The 18031-nt window shown below is 72.3% G+C and carries 15 protein-coding genes and 1 pseudogene; 13 read left to right on the top strand and 3 right to left on the bottom strand.

Going from position 1 to position 18031, the window contains the following annotated elements; all coding sequences use genetic code 11:
* Positions 1–45 precede the first annotated feature (45 nt).
* From EV372_RS00245 to EV372_RS00225, 5 genes are all read left to right on the top strand, one after another.
* Positions 46–1056, top strand: coding sequence for a YihY/virulence factor BrkB family protein (locus EV372_RS00245; protein ID WP_130394177.1), 1011 nt, complete (start codon positions 46–48; stop codon positions 1054–1056).
* 139 nt (positions 1057–1195) lie between these two features.
* Positions 1196–1651 carry a hypothetical protein gene (locus tag EV372_RS00240; protein WP_130394175.1) on the top strand — a complete coding sequence of 152 codons (456 nt, stop codon included), beginning with the start codon at positions 1196–1198 and terminating at the stop codon, positions 1649–1651.
* Positions 1648–2421 carry a hypothetical protein gene (locus EV372_RS00235; RefSeq protein WP_486484077.1) on the top strand — a complete coding sequence of 258 codons (774 nt, stop codon included), beginning with the start codon at positions 1648–1650 and terminating at the stop codon, positions 2419–2421. The genes EV372_RS00240 and EV372_RS00235 overlap by 4 nt, the downstream gene beginning before the upstream one ends.
* Before the next feature lie 393 nt (positions 2422–2814).
* Complete coding sequence (locus EV372_RS00230) at positions 2815–4311, top strand: hypothetical protein (RefSeq protein WP_130394171.1); 1497 nt, start codon at positions 2815–2817, stop codon at positions 4309–4311.
* A 30-nt stretch (positions 4312–4341) separates the two neighbouring features.
* Positions 4342–5196, top strand: coding sequence for a hypothetical protein (locus tag EV372_RS00225; protein ID WP_130394169.1), 855 nt, complete (start codon positions 4342–4344; stop codon positions 5194–5196).
* 136 nt (positions 5197–5332) lie between these two features.
* Here EV372_RS00225 and EV372_RS00220 read toward each other — a convergent pair whose 3' ends face one another.
* Positions 5333–6529: an MFS transporter gene (locus tag EV372_RS00220; protein WP_130394167.1), complete on the bottom strand. Its 1197-nt coding sequence runs from the start codon at positions 6527–6529 to the stop codon at positions 5333–5335.
* 509 nt (positions 6530–7038) lie between these two features.
* Here EV372_RS00220 and EV372_RS00215 point away from each other — a divergent pair.
* The gene (locus tag EV372_RS00215) at positions 7039–7599 is read left to right on the top strand and encodes a GNAT family N-acetyltransferase (RefSeq protein WP_130394165.1); all 561 of its coding nucleotides are present in this window, start codon (positions 7039–7041) and stop codon (positions 7597–7599) included.
* A gap of 130 nt (positions 7600–7729) precedes the next feature.
* On the top strand, positions 7730–9061 hold the full coding sequence (locus EV372_RS00210; RefSeq protein ID WP_130394163.1) for a phosphoribosyltransferase family protein: 1332 nt from the start codon (positions 7730–7732) through the stop codon (positions 9059–9061).
* A 176-nt stretch (positions 9062–9237) separates the two neighbouring features.
* Here the strand turns inward: EV372_RS00210 and EV372_RS00205 are convergent, their stop codons facing one another.
* Positions 9238–9537: a WhiB family transcriptional regulator gene (locus tag EV372_RS00205; RefSeq protein WP_013153824.1), complete on the bottom strand. Its 300-nt coding sequence runs from the start codon at positions 9535–9537 to the stop codon at positions 9238–9240.
* Positions 9538–10339: 802 nt separating this feature from the next.
* Between EV372_RS00205 and EV372_RS00200 the strand changes: the two genes are divergently transcribed.
* From EV372_RS00200 to EV372_RS00175, 6 genes are all read left to right on the top strand, one after another.
* Positions 10340–10747, top strand: coding sequence for a YccF domain-containing protein (locus tag EV372_RS00200; RefSeq protein WP_130394161.1), 408 nt, complete (start codon positions 10340–10342; stop codon positions 10745–10747).
* 148 nt (positions 10748–10895) lie between these two features.
* A complete protein-coding gene (locus EV372_RS00195; protein WP_253797480.1) occupies positions 10896–12200 on the top strand; it encodes an AI-2E family transporter in 1305 nt (434 codons plus the stop codon).
* A 269-nt stretch (positions 12201–12469) separates the two neighbouring features.
* Positions 12470–14068: an ABC-F family ATP-binding cassette domain-containing protein gene (locus tag EV372_RS00190; protein WP_013153821.1), complete on the top strand. Its 1599-nt coding sequence runs from the start codon at positions 12470–12472 to the stop codon at positions 14066–14068.
* A gap of 209 nt (positions 14069–14277) precedes the next feature.
* The gene (locus EV372_RS00185) at positions 14278–14484 is read left to right on the top strand and encodes a helix-turn-helix domain-containing protein (protein WP_013153820.1); all 207 of its coding nucleotides are present in this window, start codon (positions 14278–14280) and stop codon (positions 14482–14484) included.
* An 82-nt stretch (positions 14485–14566) separates the two neighbouring features.
* Positions 14567–15406 (top strand): enoyl-CoA hydratase/isomerase family protein, encoded by an 840-nt coding sequence (locus tag EV372_RS00180; protein ID WP_130394157.1) that lies wholly within the window; start codon positions 14567–14569, stop codon positions 15404–15406.
* A gap of 425 nt (positions 15407–15831) precedes the next feature.
* Positions 15832–17466 (top strand): DEAD/DEAH box helicase, encoded by a 1635-nt coding sequence (locus tag EV372_RS00175; protein WP_130394155.1) that lies wholly within the window; start codon positions 15832–15834, stop codon positions 17464–17466.
* Positions 17467–17781: 315 nt separating this feature from the next.
* Here EV372_RS00175 and EV372_RS28930 read toward each other — a convergent pair.
* Positions 17782–17970 (bottom strand): annotated as a pseudogene (locus tag EV372_RS28930) (MFS transporter); the annotation flags it as partial.
* Between the last annotated feature and the right edge of the window lie 61 nt (positions 17971–18031).

Below are 18031 nucleotides of genomic sequence, written 5' to 3'. Positions count from 1 at the left end.
GCCTGCGGCGCGGGACGGCTCCCGAGGAGCGCTAACGTTCTCTCCGTGGCGGGTTTCTGGGAGCGGCTGTGGTACGCCGTGGACGGGTGGCTGAGACGTCATGCCCGCCTGCGCAGCGGGATGCTCCTCGTCCTGCGCACGGTCCGGGCCTTCGCCCGCGACCGGGTCGTCGGGCTGGCCGCCGAGTCGGCCTTCTTCACCCTCATCTCGCTGCCCGCGCTCATGCTGGGCCTCCTGGGCGCCCTGGGCCCGTTGACCGTCGTGCTCGGCGAGGACTTCGTCGAGGAGATCCGGTTGTGGATCCTGGACCTGACCGCGCGGGTGCTGACCCCGGACACCGTGGACAGCGTGGTCGAGCCGCTCGTGGACGACTTCCTCGGGGGAGTCCCGGGCGGGGTCCTGTCGGTGACGTTCCTGGTGTCGCTGTGGTCGGGGTCGCGGGCGATGAACGTCTTCATCCGCTCGATCACGATCTCCTACGGCCTCGACGAACTGCGCGGCTGGGTGCGCCAGCGGGTCCTGGCCTTCGTCGCCTACCTGGGCGGGCTGCTGTTCGCCATCCTCCTGCTGCCGGTCCTGGTGGCGGGGCCGGACCTGGTCAACCGGCTGCTGCCCATGACCGTGGGGCGGCTCAACCTGTTCTACTGGCCGACCGTCGCGCTGCTCGCCATCGCCGCGGTCACCCTGCTCTACGCCCTGAGCGTGCCGGTGCGCACCCCGCTGTGGCGCCACCTGCCGGGGGCGCTGCTGGCCGCCCTGGTGCTGATCACGGGCTCGGTGGCCCTGCGCGTCTACCTGGACGCCTCCTTCGGGCAGGTGACCATCTACGGTTCCCTGGCCGCGCCGATCGCCATCCTGGCCTGGCTGTTCGTGATGGCGATCGCCGTGCTGGTGGGGTCGTCCTTCAACGCCGAGATCGACGCGATGTGGCCCATGCCGCGCACCGCCGCCGCCCGGGCCGAGATCGCCAACCGGGACTTCGAGCGGGCCAACCGGCTCGTCCAGCGCCGGGAGAAGGCGTTCATCGACACGATCGTGGAGAGCAACGGGCACTGACCGGTTCCGGTCGCGCTTCGGCGTCCGAAAAGCCCGGAAAGTCCTGTGTCGCCGGTAGTTTTGTCGTGCCGACGGGCGGGAGGCCGCGATCCCGCCGCACCCGAGCCCGGACGGCGCCGCCCGTGAGAGGCCGTCCCCCATGACCGTTCCCCCGCCGGACGAGGGCGATCAGGACTCCGTGCCCGTCACCGTCGAGACCGTGCTCGGCGGATCGAAGACCATGTTCTACGCCTCGTTCGGCCTGCCCGTACTGATGCTCACGCACACCCTGCACATGTATCTGAGGGGCGGCAGCGAGATCTACTTCGGGCTCTTCGTCATGCTGCTGTCGGCCCTGGTCCTGATGCCCCTCCTCTACCTGCGCTTCCTCCCGGGGATGATCGAACGGCGGCGGCATCCGACCAGGTCGCCGCTGATGGAGATCGTCATGCTGAGCATGTTGTGGGTCGCTGGCGCGGTCTACCTCCTCGTCGGAGCCTGGAGCCTCCGCGCCGGGGCCCTTCCGTTGCCGCTGCTGGCGCTCCACCTAATCGCCCTCGCTCCGCCGGCCCTCGGCACGGAGGCCTTCGTGCGCGAACGGAGGTGGCGGTCGTGAGGGTGTCCTTCCTGCTGCTCCAGGAGGCAGCGTTCGGCCTGATCGCGTGCGGCCTGATCGCCGGATGGGTGGGGATCACCGGCGACCCCGTTCCGGTGGCCGCCGGGATCTTCCTCGCGTTCCTGCTGCTCTACCCGGTCGCGCTCTGGGCGGATGCCCACCCGGAACTGACCTCCGGCGAACTCCACCGGATGCACGACTCGCGGCACCCCTTCCGCGTGACGCGTCTGTGGTGGCTCCTGGTCGCCTTCCACACGCTGTTCGCGCTGTTCTCGGTCGTCTCCAACGCCGCGTGGACACTGGTGCCGCTGTTGGTGGTGGCCTGCACGGCGGGCGTGCTCTCCCTCTCCGCCGGCAGACGCGAACGCCAACAGCTGCGCGAGGTGCTCGCCCGGCCCGAACTCACCGGCCCCAAGGTCATCGGTATCCGGAGCCCGGAGCAGGTGCCGCCGGGCTGGAGCCCGGTGCTGGTCCACCGCATCGACCGCGGCAGGTTCGACATGCTCGTCGACTACCGGATCCTCGTGGACGGCGACCGGGTCGGCACGCTCGGCCCCGGCCAGACCCTCGTGCTCGGCCTCCCCCCGGGCCCGCACAGCGTCCAGGGAGCCCTCGGCAGACTCACCAACACCCCCGTCCCCTTCACGGCCGAACCCGACGCCGCGGTCCACTTCACGGTCGAACCGGCCAGTCCGGACCGCCAGGCCAACGCCGACCGGCGCTCGCGCCCCGGCGAGTACTTCCGCCTCGTCCGGGTCCCGCCCTGGTGAGGCCCTGACCTGCTACGCGTGCGACCGGTGGGAACCAGGTGGCCAGATCCGGCCATTTTCGGTGTGAACTAAATATCTTCCCCAGGTGTCCACTCCATAGTGACGGCGGTGCCCACGGCACCAGTCACATCCCATGTTCGGGTGAGTCTCCAGGTCACGGAGGGGAGGGCGGGACAACTGCCCCAGGTACACCGGTCCGTGCGCGCTGCTTCGGCGCATGGCCGGAATAGGCGTGACGAGCGACGATCAGTATGATCGCGTGCAGCACTGACTACGCGTGCGTCGGCACCGTCTCCAGGTAGTCCCCGGCCGCGAACCACCGTCATCGCTGACCTAGGTCCCCGTACCCCCGTACACGAACAGGTCCACGTTTCCCATGCCTTCGGAGGCACCATGAGCCGGGAGTCCCGCCCGGGGCAGTCCCGGCCCACCGCCGTCATCGTCATCGCACCCGACGAACGCAGCGCCGAGATCCTCGTCGAGGGGCGCCGCCAGGTCGTCACGGGCCAGGCGCCCAAGGAGACGCGCCGCGCCGCCCTGGACGTCGCCACCGGCTACGCCGCCAGGATCGGCCAGCCGGTCCTCATCGACGCCCGGGACGCCAACGGCTACTGGCGTCTGGTCGCCACGCCCACGGGCGTGGTGCAGGCCGCCGACCAGGTCGTGGCCAGCCACGAGCCGACGCCGCCGCCTCCTCCCGCTCCGGCCGACCCTCCCGCCAGCGGTGCCGAGACCGGCCCCCAGCCCGGCGCCCGGCCCGAGGCCAAGGCCAAGAGGAAGGGCGGCCGGGCCCTCGTCATCGTGGGCGCCGCCGTGCTCGCCCTGGTGCTGCTCGCCGGTGCGGGCGCCGCCGCCTGGCGCTTCCTGCCCGGCCTCGGCGGGGGGCCCGGGGGCGATGTCGCCACGGACCTGACCACCCTCAACCACCCCGCGCCGCCCCACTTCTCCACGACCGTCGACTTCAGCGCGCAGGTCGCCCCGGGCAGCCAGCCGGGGGTCAGCCGCGTGGGCGACCTGCTCGCCTACGTCGACCCCGAGCAGCGGCTCAACCTGCTCGACGCCGACGGTGAGCGCCTGTGGTCGGCCGACCTGCCCGTGGAGTCCAGCGAGGCCCTCGGCGAACTCCGGATCCTGGAGTACGACGGTGAGGACGCCGTCGTCATGGAGACCGCCGGAACCCTCTGGTTCTGGCCCGTCGCGGGCGGCGATCCCACCGGCGTGGACCTCCCCGAGAACGCCTCCGTCCAGTACGTGGGCCGCTCCGTGCTCGTGCGCACCGAGAGCGAGGCCTTCGTGCCCATCGGCGCCGAACTCCAGCCGGTCCCGGTTCCCGAGGGCTCCGCGCCCATGCTGGCCGACGGGCACAACGTCCTCGCCGCCGTGGTCAACGGACCCTGGACCTGGGTCAGCCCCGACGACAACCCCGTGCAGGTCACCGCCCAGCGGCCCGACGCCGCCGGTGACATGGAGGCCGTGCTCACCGCGCTGCGCGAGTACGTCATCATCCGCTGGGAGCCCCTGAGGGGCGAGGGCACGGTCCTGGCCTTCCACGACACCCAGGACGGCAGCGTCGTCGGCAGTGCCCAGATCGACCCCGCCGACCTGGAGGACGTGCGCCACCGCTCGGAGGCCGTCGGCCCCCGCCTGGTCGCCTACGGACCCGCGGTGATGAACCCCGAGAACGGCCGGACCGCCGTGGTCCCCGGTCTCAAGCCCCAGATCGCGGTCGGCTCCCTCGTCTTCGGCCAGATCGACGGCGCCCCGGTGGCCGTCGACGCCGAGGGCAGGGTCGAGGAGGCCGCGGCGGAGTCCGTCCCACCCATCGGCCTGCTCGGCGAGCGGGCCGTCGTGGTCCATGAGGACCACCTCTATGCCATCCCCTCTGAATAGATCAGTACACGAGAAGAAGAAAGGAGTGGGATGACCCCCAAGAAGCGTGTTTTCACCGTGACCGCGGCCGGCCTGTTCATGGCCGGTTTCTCCGCGGGTCCGGCGTTCGCCGACACCCTGGACGCGACCGCGCTCGAGGCTGCCCCCCAGGCCGCTGAGACCACGGTCGTCAACCTCACTGCCGAGGACATCGAGCCCCAGCTCGACGGGCCCGTCTTCCCCGGCCCCGGTGACGGCGGTGAAGGCGGCACCCCCGGTCCCGGCGACCCGGGCCCGGGTGACCCCGGCCCCGGTGACCCCGGTGACGGTGGTGGTGACGACGGCGGCGACCCCGGTCCCGGCCCCGGTGACCCGGGTGACGGTGGTGGTGACGACGGCGGCGACCCCGGTCCCGGCCCCGGTGACCCGGGTGACGGCGGTGGTGACGACGGCGGCGACGACGGCAACCCCCCCGGTGGCGGTGACGACGGCGGTGGCGACCCCGGTGACGGCGGTGGCGACGACGGCGGCGGTGACCCCGGTGACGGTGGTGGCGACCCCGGTGACGGCGGTGGCGACCCCGGTGACGGTGGCGGCGACGACGGCGGCAACCCCCCCGGTGGCGGTGACGGCGGCGGCAACCCCCCGGGTGACGGCGACGGCGGCACCGCCCCTGGTGACGGCGACGAGATCCAGGCCCCCGGTACCACCGCCCCCGGTGGTAGCGCCCCCGAGGCCGCCGCTCCGGTGAGCGAGGGCAACGGCGGCAGCGACGACGACGGTGACGAGACCCTCGCCACCACCGGCGTCGACATGCAGGGCTTCGTGCTCGGCGGCGCCGTGGTGACGGGCATCGGCGCTCTGGCCCTGTGGGCCGGGGCCCGCCGTCCGGCTCCGATCGCCTAACGGCATCACCCCGCCGCACGGTCCCCGTGACCACGCGGCGACGAGGGCCCCCGACCGTCGGGTCGGGGGCCCTCTCACGTGCGCGGGAGGAAAACCGCGCCGCCCCGGCGGGGGCGGCGCGACGGTGCTTCGGACCTCACGTGCGCGGACGCAGGGCGAAGGCGAGCAGGAAGGCGCCCACGCCCGCACCCGCGATCACCCACAGCGCGTTCCCCAGGCTGGAGGAGTCGGCGAGGAAGCCCACCAGCGGCGGGAAGGCCAGGAAGCCCGCGCGGCCCAGCCACCCGACGACGGTGATCCCGTCCCCGGTGCGCACGCCCGGCACGTTCCCCGCCGCAGCCAGGGTCAGCGGGAAGAGCGTGGACACGCCCAGTCCCATCACCCCGAAGCCGATGACCGTGGCCACCGGGTTCGGTACCAGCAGGGCGAACGCGATTCCGCCGCCCGCCAGCAGTCCGCACGCGCGTCCCACGGCGGCGGCGCCGAACCGGTCGGTCACCCGGTCGCCGACCAGGCGACCCAGCGTCATCATCGCCTGGCAGGCCACGAAGGGCATCGCCGCCAGGAACAGCGACGCCTCCAGTTCCGAGGTCATGTACACCGCGCCCCAGGTGGCGGCGGAGTCCTCGATGCCTCCGGCGAACATCAGCAGCACGCTGAGCGCCAGCAGGAGCAGCACGGCCCGCCCGGGCACGCGCAGGCGTCGCCCGCTCCCGGCGTCCGTGCCGTCCTCGCGCTCGCTGCTCTCCGGGCCGGGCAGCAGCATCCGGCTCACCGCCAGGTTCACGCACACCAGCACCGCGGTCACGCCGCCCAGGTGCCACAGGATGGGCACGCCGGTACCGGCCATGGCCGCGCCCAGGAGGCCTCCGGCCACCGCGGCCATGCTCCACAGCGCGTGGAAGGTGTTGATGATGCTGCGTCTGTAGCGCCGTTGGACGCGCAGGCCGTGCGAGTTCTGCGCCGAGTCGGTCCAGGCGTCCGCGCTGCCCAGCACGAACAGCGCCGCCGCCAGCATCCACCAGTTCTGCGCCAGCGCGATGAATGGGAGCGCTCCCAAAGAGATGAGGCTGGTCCCCACCGCCGTCCGGCCGCTGCCGAACCAGTGGATCAGCGGGCCCGCCAGCATGCCGGTCAGGATCGCACCGGTCGGCATCGCCGCGATCGCCAGGCCCAGTTCCGCGTTGCTCAGCCCCAGCTGGGCCTTGAGCACCGGCAGCCACGGGACGGCGTTGGTGTAGGTGAAGCCGTTGACGAAGAAGAGGGTGGAGACCGCGACTCTGGCCCTGCGGGCCTCCGGCGGAGGGGACTCGGTTCTGGTCTGGACGTTCACTGCGGCTCCCAGGACGGCTTTCGGTGCGTGCAGATGCTATCGAGTCCGGTCATGGGATGGCAGGCCTTGTGAACGGCCCCGGACAGGTCCGGCCCCGGGGCGCTCCCGATCCACCGCCCGTGCGGGACGGCCTCCGCCGCGGAGCTGTCGTCCGCGGTGGGACCACCCCGGCGGGTCCCGCCGGACCCTTCTTGCCTTCGGATGGAAGAGGAAGTCAAATAGAGGTCCTGCTCCGTCACCGGACAGACCCCTGAGCGCCCCCGACACGACCCGCGTCCCACACGCCCCGCCCCCGACACGCTCCGCCCCCGATACGACCCGCGCGACAGGACCCGCCTCCACTCCGCCCGAGACCCTCCGCCCCGGCCCCCGTCCGCCACCCTCCCCGGGTCCCCGACCCGAGCCCCCGCCCAGCGGCCCGCTCCCGCGCAGGGCGTCCAGCCCGCTGTCCGCCGCCTCCCCACGCCGGGAACCGTGTCCGCACGGCCCGGACGGAACCGGAAGAGCCCATGATCAACACGAGCGCGCTGCGAGAGAAGCCCACACTCACCGGGAGGAGCGTACGCCTGACGCCCCTGGCGGCCGAACACACCGACGCCTACTTCGCCGCCAGCCTCGACGAGGAGGTCCGCAGACTCACCGGCACCCACCGGCGCATCACCTACGCGCAGGCCAGGGAGTGGTGCGAGACCCGCGCGGACCGCACCGACCGCCTGGACCTGGCCATCACCGCGCCCAAGGACGGGCGCTACCTGGGCGAGCTGTCGCTCTACGCCGTCGCGCCCGACAACGAGAGCGCCGGGTACCGCATCGCCCTGTCCGCGATCGAGTTCACCGGCCGGGGCCTGGGCAGGGAGGCCACCCAGCTCGTGCTCGAGTACGCCTTCGAGCACATCGGCCTGCACCGCGTCTGGCTGTACGTCTACGCCTTCAACATGCGGGCGATCGCCGTCTACCGCTCCTGCGGCTTCGCCGTGGAGGGGCGCATGCGCGACTCCCTGCTGTGGGACGGGCGCCGCTACGACGCGCTGCTGATGGCCGTGTTCCGGAACGGCTTCCGTCGCACCTGAGGGACGGTTTTGCTCGGGCGCGGGGTTGGAACCGCCGTGTCGGGGGGTATCTCGGTACCACTTTCCAGCGGCTCATCCACACAGCCGAGAGGAGCGGTACCGGGGCCCGGTCCCCGGCGCCGGTGAGGCCATGAACCCAGTACCCGTTTCACTGCCCTTCGCCGACCGGTCGGAGGCGGGGCGCCGACTCGCGGAGCGGGTGCGCCCCTTCGCGGTCGACGAACCCCTCGTGCTGGCCCTGCCCCGCGGGGGCGTTCCGGTCGGCGCGGAACTCGCCCTGCGTCTGGGCGCCGACTTCGACGTGCTCATGGTTCGCAAGATCGGTCTGCCGGGACACCCCGAGATGGGGGTCGGCGCCGTCGCCGAGGACGGGCGCGTCCTCTACGACGACCGCGCCCTGGCCCGGCTGCACGTGCCCCGCCAGGCCCTGTCCGACACCGTCGCCGCCGAACGCGACGAACTCGACCGCAGGCGCCGCGTCTACCGGGGAGAGCGCCCGCCCCCGCGGATCGCCGGGCGCGACTGCGTGGTCGTGGACGACGGCGTCGCCACCGGGGGCACCGCCCGCGCCGCGCTGCGCATGGTCCGCCAGGCCGGTCCGGCGCGGCTGGTCCTGGCCGTGCCGGTCGCCTCGCCGGAGGCGGTCGCGCTGCTGCGCGAGGAGGCCGACGCCCTGGTGGTGCTCAGCGCGCCGGACAACTTCCGCGCGGTGGGGGAGTGGTACCGCGACTTCGGCCAGCTCTCCGACGACCACGTCACCGCCATCCTCGCCGAGAACGAGCACACCCGGCCGCGGTCGGGCCGGACACGGCGCGTGCGGGTGCCCGCGGGAGGGGTCCACCTCGACGGCGACCTCACCGTGCCCGCCGAGACGCGCGGCGCGGTGGTGATGGCCGCGGGGGAGGGGCGCGCGGACGAGCGGTGGCGGTCGGTCGCCTCGGTCCTGCGGCAGGCCGGGTACGCCACCCTCCTCATGGACCTGCTGACCGAGGGGGAAAGCCCGCCCGGCTCCTCCGGAACCGCTCCCGAGGCCGCCTCCGGTGTCGGCGCCGACGAGCTCGGCGAACGGTTGGGCGCCGCGGCCGCCTGGCTGCGCCGGACCCCGGAGACCGCCGACGAGCCCCTGGGCGTGCTGGCCTCGGGCGACGCCGCGGCCGCGGCCCTGGTCGCCGCGGCCCGGTACCCGCGGGACGTGGCCGCGGTGGTGGCGCACGGTGGGCGGATCGACGTGGCCGAGGCGAGCCTGCCGGACGTGCGGGCGTCGGTCCTGGTGCTGCTGGAGGGGGACGACTCCTTCCTGCGCGAGCTCGGCGAGTGGACGCGCGCCCGGATCGGCGGTTCCACGGACCTGCGGGTGGTGTCGGGGGCCGAGCGGCTGCTCCGCGACTCCCGCGAGTGGCGCCGTGTGGCGGCCGAGGCCCTGGACTGGTTCGACCGGCACCTGGAGGCGGGTCGAAGGTGAGGCGCCGGCGGGCCGGGCGCGGCCGTTCCACGGGCGGGAGCGGCGCCTTTCACCGGACACGGGAGAACACCGGGCATGAGAAAACCCGCGGCGCCCTCGACGTTGTTCGTCGGGGCGCCGCGGGTTGTTCGGGGGCCGGGGCCACCGGGGGAGATCCGCCTGCGGGAATTTCCGGACTACGCGGCGTTCGCGCGGCGCATGCGGCGACGGCGCTCGGAGGCGCGCTCGTCCTCGTTCAGCCCGCCCCAGGTGCCGTACTTCTCCGGACGCGAGATCGCATAGTCCAGGCAGTCGTTTCGAACCGGGCAGGCCGCACAGATCTCCTTGGCCTTGCGCTCACGGATCTCCCGCTCCGGCTGGCGTTCGCCGTCCGGACCGAAGAAGAGCACAAGGTCCTCGCCCCGGCACGCGGCGGCATCCTGCCACCCCCAGTGCGGGCGGGGGCGCAGCGCGGCCTGCCGACGTACCTGAGACATGCTTGAACCACCTCTACTGAAATCACTAGTAAGCTGTCGGAAAAAGCTTCAGTCACCAAAATTGGTCATGCGGCGCGAGTCACCCCGCACGACGCAAACGCCGAGCGGTGCGAGTGATGTTCCCCGGTGTGGCTGAGACCACGAGAAGCACAGGTACTGCGGCACCGATCCGCCGAGGGGCGGAGTGCTCTCACGCGAACGGCTGCGGAGGCGGTGACGGCCTCCGTCCGAGCCGGTACGTAATCATGCCATCCCTCGTCCCGATCATGCACGGGGGGTAGGGAAATTACTCGCACAACCGTTACCGAAACCAGATGACAACTGACCGGTGTGCGGTCTTTTGTCTGAGTTTGTTGTGCATCGCAAGATCTGGGGCCTTGCGAAGGACACAGCACATCGTATGGTGCGATGTCCCTCCTGCCTAGGGGGTCCTCCTGATGTGCGGGTCACATTGCGGTCTGCGCGGAGTTCCCGGTTCGGGCCTGACCGTATGTCCTCACCCTCCGTCGATGCCGGTGAGGGGGGTGAGCGGTCCCTCCCGCGTCCGTTTCCGGGTGTTCTCCCTCGCGTCCCGTGCCCCTACCCCGTCGGTCCGCGATCCCCACACGACACGCCGTCCGGCGGCTCCCGCGCCAACCCCTCCCGCATGCCTGAAGGCCTCCCCTAGGGGAAGTACCAGGGTGGGGCGCCCGAACGGGTCGTGGTGCGCGGACGTCCCAGACGGTAGAAACAACGGACACGGCCGCTTCGCGGCCGCGTGTCCCCGTAGCGGGACACCAACACGAGGGAGGACGAGAACACCGTGGGCCTCTTGCGGTTCATCCTGAACGTCATCTGGATCTTCGTCGCGGGGTTCTGGCTGGCCGTCGGCTACGTCTTCGCGGGCGTCATCTGCTGCGTCCTCATCGTCACGATCCCCTTCGGCGTCGCCTCGTTCCGCATGGCCAGGTACGCGATCTGGCCCTTCGGACGCGATCTCGTGCGCAGGCCCGGCGCGGGCGGGGGCAGCACCTTCCTCAACGTCATCTGGGTGATCGTCGCCGGCTGGTGGCTGGCCCTCGGCCACATCGCCACCGCGATCGGCCTCGCCGTCACTATCATCGGTATCCCCATGGCCTGGGCCTCGCTGAAGATGATCCCCGTGGCCCTCGCGCCCTTCGGCAACGAGATCGTCGAGAGCGGCCGCCCGCGGGAACCCTGGCAGTTCTGACAGCGTTGACCTCCCACCGGGCCCGTGGGGAACACGGGCCCCACACGTTCGCCCCCCGCGAGACCACCCCCATGCGGCCGTCGGTCCCCCGACCTCCACCGCGCAACGTCCAGAGAATGGAGTCCATGTGCAAGCCCAGCGGCCGGGAGTGTGGGCGCTCCTGAACAAGTGGCTCTCCGCCCGCAGAGCCCGCGCCGAGCGCCTCGCCAGACTGGAGGGGGAGAACGACCGCTCCCGTGCCGAACCCCAGGCCGCGGACGAGGGGTCGGCCGAGCAGTACCACGGACACGACAACCTTCTGCGCTCCATCAGCGACGTGGCCTGGCGGGTACTGCTCATCGGCGTGGTGGCGGGCCTGCTCGTCTACGTGCTCGTCTACCTGTCGGTCGTCACGCTGCCGGTGATCCTGGCGGTGTTCATCACCGCTCTGCTCATGCCGATCGCCAACGGGCTGCGCCGCAGGGGGATGGGCCGTGGGCTGTCGACCACCATCGCGCTGCTGGTCGGGCTCGTCGTCTTCGGCGGCGTGATCTCGCTGATCGTCACACCCGCGGTCCAGGGCTTCGGCCCGTTGGTGGACAGCGTCACCAGCGCGATCACCGAACTCCAGGACATCCGGCTGCCCTTCGTCGACCCGGCCCTGTTCACCGACATGATCGACGACGCCTGGGCGCAGATCCAGGGCATGATCACCGAGAACCAGGACCAGCTGCTCAGCGGCGCCTGGACCGCCACCTCGGCCGTGATCTCGGTCCTGGTCGGCATCGTCCTGATCATCGCCCTGACCGTGTACTTCGTGCACTCGGGCGACCAGCTCATGGACTGGCTCCTGAGCCTGCTGCCGCCCGGCTCGCGCCCGGGTCTGCGTCACGGGGGCGAGGTCGCCTACGGGGTCATGGGCCGCTACGTGCGCGGCGTGGCCGCGGTCGGCTTCTTCGACGCCGTCGGCATCGGTATCGCGCTGGTCATCTTCCTCGACATCAACCTGGCCATCCCGCTGATCGTGCTGACCTTCGTCGGTGCCTTCCTGCCGATCATCGGCGCCTTCCTCACCGGTCTGCTCGCCGCCCTGGTGGCCTTCGTGACCGAGGGCTGGGTCGTGGCCCTGATCATCGTCGGCGCGGTGCTCCTGGTGCAGCAGCTGGAGAGCAACGTCTTCGCGCCGCGCATCTACGGCGCCTCGCTCGATCTGCCCTCGCCCGTCGTGCTCATCGCGATCTCCGTCGGCGCGGTCCTGGGCAACATCCCCGGCATGTTCCTGGCCACCCCGGTGGTCGCGGTGCTGGCCGCGCTGCTGCGCAACCGCCCGCCCTCCAGCGGTGACGACTCCGGCGGAGGGGACGCGGACGTGGCCGAGGTCAAGGCGGACACCGTCGTGGTCAGGGCTGACCAGGGGACCGGTCAGGACGCCTCCGGCGGAGCCACCCCGGTCGATCCCCCCGAACAGAAGTAGGTCCGGGGCGGCGCCGCCAGGTCCGCGCCGCCCCGGGAATGCCCGGCGCCCCCGCCCCGTTGACCGGGCGGGGGCGCCCGCGTTCCGGTCACATCCTCGCGCCGCCCCCCACCGGTGCCGTTAGTCTGGGTCGGTAGGCCCCGAGTCGCCCCTCCCGCCGCCGCGCGAGGGAGATCATGTCTCCCCGCGGCGCACACGCGTGCCCGGCCGCCCCGACCAGCCACACCGGTCGCACCCAAACGTCCCACCACCCCGTAGGAAGCCCCACCATGCTGATCGCCACCGACCTCGAACTGCGCGTCGGTCCTCGACTCCTGTTGGAGCCGACCACCTTCCGCGTCGCCGCCGGGGACCGGATCGGACTGGTCGGCCGCAACGGTGCGGGCAAGACCACCATGACCAAGGTGCTGGCGGGCGAGGGCCTGCCCACCGGCGGTACGGTCACCTCCTCCGGCAGCATCGGCTACCTGCCCCAGGACCCGCGCACCGGCGACCTGGACGTGATCGCCAGGGACAGGATCCTGTCGGCGCGCGGCATCGACGAGGCCCTGCGCGGGATGCGCGAGGCCGAGAAGAAGATGGCCAGCACCGACACCAAGACCCGCAACAAGGGCGTGCGCGCCTACTCGCGCTGGGAGGAGCGGCTGCACGTGCTGGGCGGCTACTCCGCCGAGTCCGAGGCCGCCGCCATCTCCTCCAGCCTGGGGCTGCCGGACAAGGTGCTCGGCCAGCCGCTGCACACGCTCTCGGGCGGTCAGCGCCGCCGGATCGAGCTGGCGCGCATCCTGTTCAGCGGGGCCGACACCCTGCTCCTGGACGAGCCCACCAACCACCTGGACGCCGACTCCATCGCCTGGCTGCGCGACTTCCTCAAGTCCCACCAGGGCGGGCTCATCGTGATCAGCCACGACGTGGAACTGGTCGAGCACGTGGTGAACAAGGTGTTCTACCTCGACGCCAACCGCAGCGTCATCGACGTCTACAACATGGGCTGGAAGCTGTACCTGGAGCAGCGCGAGGCCGACGAGCGCCGCCGCAGGCGCGAGCTGGCCAACGCCGAGAAGCAGGCCGACACCCTGCGCAAGCAGGCCGACCGGTTCCGGGCCAAGGCGTCCAAGGCGCGCGCCGCGCAGCAGATGCTCAACCGGGCCGACCGCCTCCTGGACGGCGTGCAGGGCGTGCGCAAGTCCGACAAGGTGGCCAAGCTGCGCTTCCCCGACCCGGCGCCCAGCGGCCGCACGCCGCTCATGGCCGAGGGCCTGTCCAAGTCCTACGGGTCCCTGGAGATCTTCGCCGGGGTGGACCTGGCCATCGACCGGGGCAGCCGCGTGGTGATCCTGGGCCTCAACGGCGCGGGCAAGACCACCCTGCTGCGCCTGCTCGGCGGTGTCGAGACACCCGACACGGGCCGGGTCGTGCCCGGTCACGGGCTCAAGCTCGGCTACTACGCCCAGGAGCACGAGACCCTGGACGTGGACCGGTCCGTGCTGGAGAACATGATGAGCGCGGCCCCGGACCTGCCGGAGGTCGAGGCGCGGCGCACGCTGGGCTCGTTCCTGTTCACCGGCGACGACGTGGACAAGCCCGCGGGCGTGCTCTCCGGCGGTGAGAAGACCCGGCTGGCGCTGGCCACGCTGGTCGTCTCCAGCGCCAACGTGCTGCTGCTGGACGAGCCCACCAACAACCTCGACCCGGCCAGCCGCGAGGAGATCCTGGCGGCGCTGCGCAACTACAAGGGCGCGATCGTGCTCGTCACCCACGACGAGGGCGCGGTCGAGGCACTCCAGCCCGAACGGGTCATCCTCCTGCCCGACGGCGTCGAGGACGTGTGGAACGCCGAGTTCGAGGACCTCATCGCGCTGGCCTGACGCCGCTCGCGGCGGACGCGAGGTGTGGGGGAGGTGGACGCCCGGCGGGCCCGGGAGGTTCACCTCCCCTCTTTTCGGTCAGTGTTCGCCCCGTGCCGAAAACGGTGTTCTCGGCGGGGCGCCCGCGTGGTGTGGCGGTCCGCGGGTCCGATACCGGATCATGAGGGTGTCCCACGACGGGTGATCCGACGACTCTGAGGAGCGAGTGAGTGAACGACGCGCCGATCAAGCGCCCACGGCTGGCGGGGGAGGACCGTTCCGCGCTCGCCGCCCAGCTCAAGAGCCGCTACGACGCGGGGGAGAGCATCCGCATGCTGGCGGCCGCCACCGGACGGTCCTACGGTTTCGTCCACCGGCTCCTGAGCGAGGCCGGTGTGGAGCTGCGCGGTCGAGGGGGCCCCACGCGCAAGGCGTGAGGCATCACGGCCCGGCCCGCTGGCCGCCCTGTGTTACTGATGGGTAATATCCGGGGTGACCCCGAACACGACGGAGGAACCCATGGCACAGGCGACGAACGGGTCCGGACCGGCGCCCACCGAGGAGGAGCTCTCCCGGGCCAGGCTCAGGCTGGTGGTGCGGGGGCCGGTCGCCCACGTCACCATCAGCCGCCCCGACCGCCGCAACGCGATGACCGGGCGCACCTGGACCACGCTGGCCCGCATCGGCCAGACCCTCCCCGAGGACGTCCGGATCGTCGTCATCGACGGGGACGGCGACATCTTCTCCGCCGGGATCGACCTCGGCATGTTCGGTCCCGAGGGCGTCGACGGCGAGCGCTCCATGGTCGCGGGCCTGGCCGAGGGCACCGCCTCCGACGCCGAGGTGCGGGACTACATCGCCGGCCTGCAGGAGGGCTTCCTCTGGCTGCGCCGCCCCGACCTGGTCACCGTCGCCGCCGTGCGCGGCCACGCCATCGGCGCGGGCTTCCAGCTGGCCCTGTCCTGCGACCTGCGCATCCTGGCCGACGACGCCCAGCTGTGCATGAAGGAGCCCGCCCTGGGGCTGGTCCCCGACCTCACCGGCACCAAGCCCCTGGTCGACATCGTCGGCGTCAACCGCGCGATCGAGATCTGCCTGACCGCCCGCCGGGTGGGCGCCCAGGAGGCGCGTGAGCTGGGCCTGGCCGAGCTCGTGGTCCCCGCGGACGAACTCTCCGCCGCGGTGGACGACGTCGTGGCCGCCCTGCTCGCCACCGACCGCGCGGCCGCCACCGCCACCAAGGCCCTGCTCCAGCAGGCCGCGGGCAACACCCTCCAGCAGCAGGCCGAGGCCGAGCGCGCGGCGCAGGCCGCCCGGCTCGCCGCCCTGGCCCGGGCCGCGGCCGACGGATCCCGCTAGCGCTCCGCCTCCCGTCCTCCTGCCCCGGACCAGGGGCGACGCCGCGTACCCAGCGGTCGCGCGAAGATGTGGACGGGAGGGGGAGACCCTTGTCACCGGTCGAAAACCCCCACCCGGTCCCCGTCGTGGGGGGATCTCTAGTAGTCTTCTACGAGCGGTCGTGACATGCCGCGCGCATCCGAGCGCGCCGAGGCCGCGCAAGACGCGGAGAGCGTGCCGACCCGGTCGGCGCCACTCTTGACCCGAAGAGTCGCTCGTCCCCCCACGCCAGTGAGGATCTCACGAGCTCAGGAGCCCCACGCACATGATGGGGCCCGCTTCCGCGTGTGATCAGGCGCGTTTGTGTGATTTCTTCGCTGGGTCGGTCATGGCCGTGTGAAGCCTTCCTCGAAACGCTGCCAAACGATGAGGAAGGTACACGTCACTTGACGACGGACACTGCCGTAACGCCTGCCTTCGACAGCCTGGGACTGCCCCAGGACATCGTCGAGGAGCTGGCCAAGAACGGTGTGACCACCCCGTTCCCGATCCAGGCCGCCACCATTCCCGACGCCATCGAGGGCCGCGACGTCCTCGGCTGCGGCCGCACCGGATCGGGCAAGACCCTGGCCTTCGGCCTGCCGGTCCTGATGCGCGCCGCCGAGCGCCGCGCCGCCGCCAACCGGCCCCGGGCCCTGATCCTGGTGCCCACCCGCGAGCTGGCCCACCAGGTCCGCGACGCCCTGCGCACCTACGCCCGCATCGTGGGCGTGCGCGTGGGCGACGTCGTCGGCGGCAGCTCCTACACCCGCCAGATCAACGAGCTGCGCCGCGGCGTCGAGGTCCTGGTCGCCACCCCGGGCCGTCTGTCCGACCTGATCGACCAGGGCGCCTGCGACCTGGGCGACGTGGAGGTCTCGGTGCTGGACGAGGCCGACCAGATGTGCGACATGGGCTTCATGCCGCAGGTCAGCGAGCTCCTGGACCAGGTCCGCCCCGACGGCCAGACCCTGCTGTTCTCGGCCACGCTCGACGGCGACGTCGACAAGCTGGTCCGCAAGTACATGAACGAGCCGCGCACCCACTCCGTGGACCCGCCGGTCTCGCAGGTCACCAAGATGGAGCACCACCTGCTCAAGGTGCTGCCCCGCGACAAGAACACGATCGTCACCCAGATCGCCGCGCGCGAGGGCCGCACGATCCTGTTCGTGCGCAGCAAGTACCGCGCCGACACCATCAGCGAGCAGCTGGCCCAGGCCGGTGTCCCCTGCGCCTCCCTGCACGGCGGCAAGACCCAGAGCGTGCGCACCCGCACCCTGGCCAAGTTCCGTGAGGGCCGCATCCAGGCCCTGGTCGCCACCGACGTCGCCGCCCGCGGCATCCACGTCGACGGCATCGACATGGTGGTCAACGTCGACCTGCCCACCGGCCACAAGGACTACCTGCACCGCGGCGGCCGCACCGCCCGCGCGGGCGCCTCCGGCCTGGTGGTCTCCCTGGTGGCGCCCAACCAGCGCCGCATGGCCCGCCGCCTGCTCAGCGACGCCGGTGTCGAGGCCAAGCAGCACCTGGTCAACCCGGGCGACGAGCTGCTCAGCGAGGTGACCGGAGCCAAGGAGCCCTCCTGGGAGCCGTGGATCGAGCCGCCGGAGCCCGTGCGCGAGCGCCGCGGCCGCGGCGGCCCCCGTCGGGGCGGCCCCCGCGGTGGCGGTGGCGGCTACCGGGGTGGCGGCGGCTACCGCGGCGGTGACCGCCGCGGCGGCGGTGGCGGCTACCGGGGCGACCGTCCCGACGGTGAGCGCCGTGACTTCGCCCCGCGCGGCGAGGGCGGTTACCGCGGCGGCGAGCGCCGCGGGGCCGAGGGCGGCGGCGGTTACCGGGGCGACCGTCCCGGTGGCGAGCGCCGTGACTTCGCCCCGCGCGGTGAGGGCGGTTACCGCGGCGGCGAGCGCCGTGGCGGCGGTGGCGGTTACCGGGGCGGCGGTGGTGGTTACCGTGGCGGCGACAACCGCGGCGGCTACCGAGGCGACCGTCGTGGCCCGCGCCGCGAGGAGCGCTTCGACTCCGCTCCGCAGTACTGATCCCGTCACCGCTCCCGTGCTCGGAGCGGTACCGGTGCGATGACAGACCCGGGCCCGGCAGGTGGCACCTGCCGGGCCCGGGCCCTTTTTCCGGGGTCACCCACTTCTCTCGGACACTGCCACATCCCGCAGGTCGCGGCCCCTGGTCTCGCGGGCGGCCGCGACGGCGACCGGGGTGAACGCGGCGACGACGTAGTAGGACACGTTCTCGGCCACGCGCACGCCCATGGCCACCGGGGCCTCGCGCCAGTGGTCGCGCAGCACGCCCGGGATCGGGGCGCGCCCGGGCCGGGCCGAGCACGCCGCCCGCTCGTGCGCGACGAACCCCACCGCACAGGTGGTGAACGCCAGCATGGTGCCCACCAGCGGGTCGGACTCGGGGAAGAAGACGTGGTTGAACACGAGCGCGGCGGCCGACCCGTAGAGGAAGAAGTCGTACCACTCGATCGTCGTGCCGATGAGGCTGGCGGTGACCACCCGCCCGAAGCAGGCTTTCTGTCTCATGTCCGGCAACCGCAGGGAGCGCGGGCACGGCTGACCACGGGCGCCCCCACCACGGGCCGGG

The organism is Nocardiopsis sp. CNZ308 (assembly GCF_004217075.1).
This window is presented reverse-complemented; position numbering and strand designations above follow the sequence as displayed.

Excerpts from the sequence above, each read along its gene's own strand:
- EV372_RS00190 (WP_013153821.1), top strand. The coding sequence starts at position 12,470 with ATGCTGATCGCCACCGACCTCGAACTGCGCGTCGGTCCTCGACTCCTG.
- EV372_RS00240 (WP_130394175.1), top strand. The coding sequence starts at position 1,196 with ATGACCGTTCCCCCGCCGGACGAGGGCGATCAGGACTCCGTGCCCGTC.
- EV372_RS00210 (WP_130394163.1), top strand. The coding sequence starts at position 7,730 with ATGAACCCAGTACCCGTTTCACTGCCCTTCGCCGACCGGTCGGAGGCG.
- EV372_RS00215 (WP_130394165.1), top strand. The coding sequence starts at position 7,039 with ATGATCAACACGAGCGCGCTGCGAGAGAAGCCCACACTCACCGGGAGG.
- EV372_RS00205 (WP_013153824.1), bottom strand. The coding sequence starts at position 9,537 with ATGTCTCAGGTACGTCGGCAGGCCGCGCTGCGCCCCCGCCCGCACTGG.
- EV372_RS00230 (WP_130394171.1), top strand. The coding sequence starts at position 2,815 with ATGAGCCGGGAGTCCCGCCCGGGGCAGTCCCGGCCCACCGCCGTCATC.
- EV372_RS00180 (WP_130394157.1), top strand. The coding sequence starts at position 14,567 with ATGGCACAGGCGACGAACGGGTCCGGACCGGCGCCCACCGAGGAGGAG.
- EV372_RS00225 (WP_130394169.1), top strand. The coding sequence starts at position 4,342 with ATGACCCCCAAGAAGCGTGTTTTCACCGTGACCGCGGCCGGCCTGTTC.